The sequence below is a fragment of the Ruegeria sp. BHSB058 genome (assembly GCF_059613285.1).
This window is the reverse complement of the sequence record NZ_JBXWSF010000047.1, coordinates 24,752-31,088: the sequence shown is the minus strand read 5'-3', so window position 1 is coordinate 31,088 and position 6,337 is coordinate 24,752. Positions and strand designations below refer to the sequence as shown.

Annotated in this window: 7 protein-coding genes; 4 read left to right on the top strand and 3 right to left on the bottom strand. The window is 62.1% G+C overall.

The features are described from left to right. From AC2FNB_RS12945 to lpxK, 3 genes are all read left to right on the top strand, one after another. Window positions 1–645: inositol monophosphatase family protein (locus AC2FNB_RS12945; RefSeq protein WP_496746902.1), on the top strand; the 645-nt coding region annotated here is incomplete at its 5' end. Continuing rightward, window positions 642–1,877: a 3-deoxy-D-manno-octulosonic acid transferase gene (locus AC2FNB_RS12940; protein WP_496746898.1), complete on the top strand. Its 1,236-nt coding sequence runs from the start codon at window positions 642–644 to the stop codon at window positions 1,875–1,877. The genes AC2FNB_RS12945 and AC2FNB_RS12940, both read left to right, overlap by 4 nt. Beyond that, complete coding sequence (gene lpxK, locus AC2FNB_RS12935; RefSeq protein WP_496746895.1) at window positions 1,864–2,862, top strand: tetraacyldisaccharide 4'-kinase; 999 nt, start codon at window positions 1,864–1,866, stop codon at window positions 2,860–2,862. The genes AC2FNB_RS12940 and lpxK overlap by 14 nt, the downstream gene beginning before the upstream one ends. Here the strand turns inward: lpxK and AC2FNB_RS12930 are convergent, their stop codons facing one another. From AC2FNB_RS12930 to AC2FNB_RS12920, 3 genes are read right to left on the bottom strand one after another with little or no spacing between them, the layout of a single operon-like run. Continuing rightward, complete coding sequence (locus tag AC2FNB_RS12930; protein WP_496746892.1) at window positions 2,863–3,975, bottom strand: CaiB/BaiF CoA transferase family protein; 1,113 nt, start codon at window positions 3,973–3,975, stop codon at window positions 2,863–2,865. It abuts the gene before it with no gap. Beyond that, window positions 3,975–4,640: a DsbA family protein gene (locus AC2FNB_RS12925; RefSeq protein ID WP_496746890.1), complete on the bottom strand. Its 666-nt coding sequence runs from the start codon at window positions 4,638–4,640 to the stop codon at window positions 3,975–3,977. Before AC2FNB_RS12925 ends, AC2FNB_RS12930 begins: the two co-directional genes overlap by 1 nt. Window positions 4,641–4,653: 13 nt before the next feature. Then, on the bottom strand, window positions 4,654–5,160 hold the full coding sequence (locus tag AC2FNB_RS12920; protein ID WP_496746888.1) for a DUF721 domain-containing protein: 507 nt from the start codon (window positions 5,158–5,160) through the stop codon (window positions 4,654–4,656). 93 nt (window positions 5,161–5,253) lie between these two features. Between AC2FNB_RS12920 and mutY the strand changes: the two genes are divergently transcribed. Continuing rightward, a complete protein-coding gene (mutY, locus tag AC2FNB_RS12915) occupies window positions 5,254–6,297 on the top strand; it encodes an A/G-specific adenine glycosylase (protein ID WP_496746908.1) in 1,044 nt (347 codons plus the stop codon). The last annotated feature ends 40 nt before the right edge of the window (window positions 6,298–6,337 follow it).

Below are 6,337 nucleotides of genomic sequence, written 5' to 3'. Positions count from 1 at the left end.
GAACAACGGCTGCCCTCGGCCCGGCCCGGTTATGGCTGGCTGAGCGAAGAGACCGAGGATAACGACGACCGCCTGCACCGCGAGCATGTGTTCATCATCGACCCGATCGACGGCACCCGCAGCTTTGCCGAAGGGTCGAAAACATGGGCGCATTCCCTGGCCATTGCCCGCAATGGTGTCGTGACCGCGGCAGTGATCTATCTGCCGATGCGCGACCTGCTCTACGCCGCCGCTGAGGGTGAAGGTGCCACGCTGAATGGCGCAACCATCAGCACCACCGGAACGGGCGATTTGGAAACGGCAGAAATTCTTGCGGCCAAGCCCAACCTGAACGGGCGTCATTGGCGCGGTGGCGAGGCGCCCACGTTTGTGAGGGCCTACCGGCCGTCCCTCGCCTATCGTATGGCGTTGGTCGGACAGGGGCGTTTCGACGGAATGCTCACGCTGAGACCAAGTTGGGAGTGGGACATCGCCGCTGGCGACCTGATCCTGCGCGAGGCGCAGGGGGCCTGCACCGACAAAAAAGGCCAGGCTTTGCGTTTCAACAACCCTAACCCCAGGCTTGACGGTGTCGTCGCGGCAGGGCAACGGCTGCATTCGCTGCTGCTTGCCAAACTCGAGCCGGACGAGGGTTGGACGACATGAGCCGATCACGCTCGCTCAGCCTTAAGGCCTATCGGGTATTGTCCTGGCGCGGAACGAAACCCGATAGCGGCGGCGCGCCACCGCGCCCCAAAGGCGACGTCTTGTGGGTTCATCTGGCAACGCAAGGCCACGTTGCCCCGGTCAACGACTTCTGTCGCCATCTGTTGAATCAAAAACCCGATCTGTCCGTGATGCTGACTGTTCCAGACAGTTCTGCCCTGGCAAACTGGACCGGCATGATCGCACCGGTGTTTCAATTGCCCGCCGACAACACAAACTCGGTGCGCAGATTCCTGGATCATTGGCGCCCGGATATGGGATTGTGGGTCGGGGGCGGTTTGTTACCCAACCTTGTGGCGGACGCAGCGGATCGCAACATTCCCATGATCCTGATGGAAGGGGACGCGGATGTCGTGATCCCCCGCCGCCATCGGTGGCTACCGGAAATTCCACGCCACACCCTGAACTGCTTCCAATCCATCCTGACCACCAGTGACGACAAGGCACGGCAGATCCGTCGGCTTGGCGTTCCGTTTTCCAAAGTATCCATCTCTGCCCCGCTGAAGGTCAGCCCGAACCCGCTTCCATGGCCCGAGGACGAGCTGATCGAAACCAATCACGCGCTGTCCAGCCGCCCAATCTGGCTGGCCGCCTGGGTTCAGGACAAGGAATTCATCACGGTTCTGACCGCTCATCGCCATGCGCTGCGTCTGCTGCCCCGTCTGGTGCTTGTCCTGCACGTCGCCGACGCAGCAGAGGCTGGGCCGTTGCAAGCGCGGTTGAAAGCCATGGATTTGCGCTGCGCCGACTGGGACGCGGGCGATGCGATCGAAGACAACACCCAGGTCATTCTTTGCGCCGACCCTCAGGATCTGGGCCTGTGGTATCGCGTGTCACCGCTGACCTTTCTGGGCAGTTCGCTGGAATACGGGGCATCAGGGCAAAACCCGCTGGATGCGGTGGCGTTGGGTTCAGGCATCATTCATGGCCCCTTTGTCCGGCACCACACGGACGTCTACGCCCGTCTGGCGAATGCCAAGGCCTCGCGCATCGTGCGATCCGCCGACGAACTTGGCCGGGTCGTCGTGCATCTTCTGGCCCCTGATCAGGTGGCCGATATGGCCTTGGCCGGCTGGCAGGTCGTCAGCGAAGGGGCGCAGTTGATGGACCAGTTGACGGATATGGTGCAGGAAACGCTCGACAAACGGAGGGTGGGCGATGCGGGCGCCTGAGTTCTGGAACACACCCGCCGACCGTCTGGACTGGCGGGCGCGGCTGTTGAAACCGCTGGGCGGGATATATGCCCGCGCCACGGCGCGCAGGCTGGCGGCGGGCGGCGGGGATCACCCCGGCATTCCGGTGATCTGCGTCGGCAACCTCAACGCCGGGGGTACTGGAAAAACCCCGACGGTCATCTGGGTGGTCGAACAGCTGCGCGATGCGTGGCACAAGCCGCATGTCGTCACCCGTGGTCACGGCGGATCACTGGAAGGCCCGGTTCGGGTCGACCCCTCGCGCCACACTGCGGACCAGGTCGGGGACGAGCCTTTGTTGCTGGCCGCCTTTGCCGAAGTTTGGGTCGCGAAAGATCGTGCCGCCGGGGCGCGGGCAGCGGCGGCGGATGGTGCCAGCGTTATCGTTCTGGATGACGGATTTCAAAACCCAACCGTGCGCAAGGATCTTTCCTTCATTGTCGTGGATGCGGCGCGGGGTTTCGGCAATGGGCTGTGCCTGCCTGCCGGTCCCCTGCGCGAACCCGTCGATACCGGCCTGCGCCGGGCCGATATCGTCCTGTCGCTCGGACCACCCGAAGCGCAGGAGCAATTTGCCCGGCTATGGGGATCAAGGCTCATCATCCCGCACGCCACAGGAGAATTGAAGCCGCTGCAAACCGGCATGGACTGGAGCGGTACAACCGTTCTTGCCTTTGCCGGAATCGGACACCCGGACAAGTTCTTCCGAACCCTGCGTGGGCTGGGGGCCGACTTGAAACGGGCCGAAGCGCTGGATGACCATCAACCGCTGACGCCCGCGCTCATGAGCAGGCTGGAACACGAAGCGAAACTGCTGGGTGCACAGATGGTCACCACCGAAAAAGACGCCGTACGTCTGCCGCCCGCATTTCGCAGCAAGGTCATAACCCTGCCCGTTCGCCTGCAAGTCGAACAGGCCGACATGGTGCGCGACATGATGCTGGTCAGGGCGCCGTCGCCCTGATCAGTTGTCCTCGCCCAGTTTGGGCGCAGCCCGCGTCAGGGCCAGCTCAGCGCCTGAAAAGACAAACGGCGACCGCACCCCCGGCACACCGTCCAATTCGATCTGCATGCCGCGTGCAATCACTTGCGGGTCTGCCATGACCTCGTCCAGCGTGTTTATCGGACCGGCCGGTATGCCCTCGGCTTCGCAGGCGGCCAACAGATCGGCCTTGCCGCGCTGCGCGGTTGCCCCGTTCAGCCGCGCAATCATCACCCGGCGATTTGCCAGACGGTCCTTGTTGCGCAGAAACTCGGGCGCTTCGGCCATGTCATCAAGTCCCAGAACCCGGCAAAGCCGCTGATACTGCCGGTCGTTACCGGTTGCGATGATGATATGCCCGTCGGCGCAGTCAAAAACCTGATATGGCGCCAGATTGACATGGGCATTGCCCATCCGCTCGGGCGCCTTTCCCGTGGTCAGATAGTTCAGCGCCTGATTGGCGGTCACGGCCACCGCCACATCCAGCAGCGCCATGTCCACCTGTTGTCCCTTGCCTGTGCGCTGCCGCTGATACAGCGCCGCCAGCACCCCGGCGACGGCATAGATACCGGTAAACACATCCGTAATCGCGACGCCGGCCTTTTGCGGTTGGCCTTCGGGTTCACCCGTGATCGACATCAGCCCCGACATGCCCTGAATGATAAAGTCATACCCTGCGCGATGTGCATAAGGCCCGGTCTGACCAAACCCTGTGATAGAGCAGTAGATGAGGCGCGGATTGATTTCCTTCAGACTGTCATAGTCCAGCCCGTATTTCTTCAGCCCGCCAACCTTGAAGTTCTCGATCAGGATATCCGCGTCCGCGACCAGGTCGCGCACGCGCTGTTGACCCTCGGGCGTCGAAAAATCCACCGTGACCGATGCCTTGCCCCGGTTTGCCGAGTGGTAATAGGCCGCCGAAACATCCTCGTCCCGGGTTACGAATGGCGGACCCCAGGCGCGCGTATCGTCTCCCGCCGGAGATTCGACCTTGATTACCTCCGCGCCCAGATCGGCAAATGTCTGGCCCGCCCAGGGGCCAGCCAGAATGCGTGCCAGTTCGATGACCTTCAAACCGGCCAGAGGGGCCGACATCAGTTGCCCAGCTCGTCTTCGATCAGCTTCTTGAAATCGGCATAGGACTGGTTTTCGACCTTCTTGCCGTTCACCACGAAACTCGGGGTTGCGCTGATGTCGTCACGCTCGGCGTTTTCCTGATACCAGGCCACAAGGGTTTGCGCCTTGGTCGAATCCTGCAGACAGGCTTCAAGCTGTTCGTTTTCGATACCCGCAAGCCGCCCGATCTTGCGCAGCTCGTCCACAACTTCGCTTGGACCACCCGCACGCGCCCATTCCGATTGGCCGTCAAAGATCAGATCGGTGATACCAAAGAACTTGTCCGGCCCGGTACAGCGCGCGATCATCGAAGCCCACAAGCCGAACCGGTCGAAATAGACCTCGCGATAGACGAACTTGACCTTACCAGTGTCAATGAAGTCCTTTTTCAGTTCCTTGTAGGGCCCCGCGTGAAACGCGGCGCAATGGGGGCAGGTGTACGAGGCGTATTCGATGATTTCGACCGGCGCGTTCTCGTCGCCCTGAACCATCTCCACGATGGTCGAGGTATCGATATCGGCTTCCTGCGCGTTGGCTTCGGCCACCAGCGGAATCGAAGGACCCCCGGTTGGAGTGCTTGTCAGCCAATAGGCCCCTGCGGCCACGGCGATAGCCGCACAGATCACGGTTGCAATTCGGGTCATGTCCTGCCCTTTCTCAGCTTTTTTGTTTGGATAATACGTTGCGGCCCAGCCGTTCAAGTGCGGCGCGCAAATCATTGTCGTGAACATCGCTTGCGGCCTTGTCGGCCTCGGCAGCGATTTCGGGTGCGATAACGGGTTTTTCGGTCTTCAGCTTCGGTTGGAAACTGGCCTGACCTTCGGCAAACCCGGTCGGCGCGGTCTGAGTGATGCGTACCCGGCTGATCGCGTTATAGCCGTAGACGGCATTCACCCTGGCGCGCAGCTGTTCCTTCTGCATTTCCAGCATCGGTGCCTGCGGACCGGTCGTCAGAACGGTCAGCGTCGCGCCAAAACCGCCCTTGCCATAGCCGATGTTGACCGGGCGCGCGATTGCCGCGATATCCTGCCCTGCGATTTCGGGCCAATGGGTCAGCAGCCGCGACACCGCAAACCCGCGGCTTTCCCCGGCGCGCCGGATCTGGTCATTCAGCAGCGTCGCGGTGCGTTTGAAACCGCGTGTGGTCGATGGGCGTGGCGGCATCTGGTTTCCGACTCCTCGTCCACTATTGTAATAGGCGATGGGGCGGGTGCCAGCGAAACCCGACGAGTCGAGGAATAAATCTTGCGTGACGCAATGGACACTGATGTAAGCGCCGCCTTGCTGCGCTGGTACGATCGCAACGCCCGCGACCTTCCGTGGCGTGTCAGCCCCGCCGCGCGCAAGGCAGGCGAATACCCCGACCCTTATCGTGTGTGGCTGTCCGAGGTGATGCTGCAGCAAACCACTGTCGCGGCGGTGCGCGACTATTTCCAACGCTTCACGGCTCGCTGGCCCCGCGTTCAGGCCCTGGCCGCCGCCGAGGACCATCAGGTGATGGCCGAATGGGCCGGGCTTGGGTATTACGCCCGCGCCCGCAACCTGCTGAAATGCGCCCGCGTGGTGACCCAAGTTCATCAGGGCCGTTTTCCCGATACCTATGACGCCCTGATCAAACTGCCGGGGATCGGCCCTTATACCGCCGCTGCGATTGCCGCCATCGCCTTTGACCATCCTGAAACCGTGCTGGACGGCAATGTCGAACGGGTGATCGCGCGATTTCACGACATTCACGACCCGCTGCCGGGCGTGAAACCCACACTCAAGGATCTGGCAGCAACCCTGACGCCAATTCAGCGCCCGGGCGACTATGCGCAGGCGGTCATGGATCTTGGCGCCACCATCTGTACCCCAAGGTCTCCGGCCTGCGGAATCTGCCCGCTTCGCGACCGCTGCCGGGCAAGGGAGGCAGGCACCATGGCGGATCTCCCACGGAAAACCCCGAAGAAACCCAAACCGACCAGATACGGATATGCCTATATCGCCCGTCGCCCGGACGGGGCGTGGGTGATGGAACGGCGGCCCGACAAGGGACTCTTAGGGGGAATGCTGGGCTGGCCCGGTCCGGAATGGTCCGAAATACCGGATAAAACACCGCCCTTCATGGCGGACTGGCGCATGCTGCCGGGAGAGGTGCGACATACCTTCACCCATTTTCACCTCATCCTGCGTATTCAAACTGCCACGCTACCCGATGGCTTTTGCGCCGAAGGCACAACGATTGTCGGCAAGCACGAATTCCGGCCCTCGGCCCTGCCAACCGTCATGCGAAAGGTCTATGATCTGTGGCGCGGCGAATAGGCAGATGGGCATCCCCGATCTGCGCGCCTACTCTCCGCCT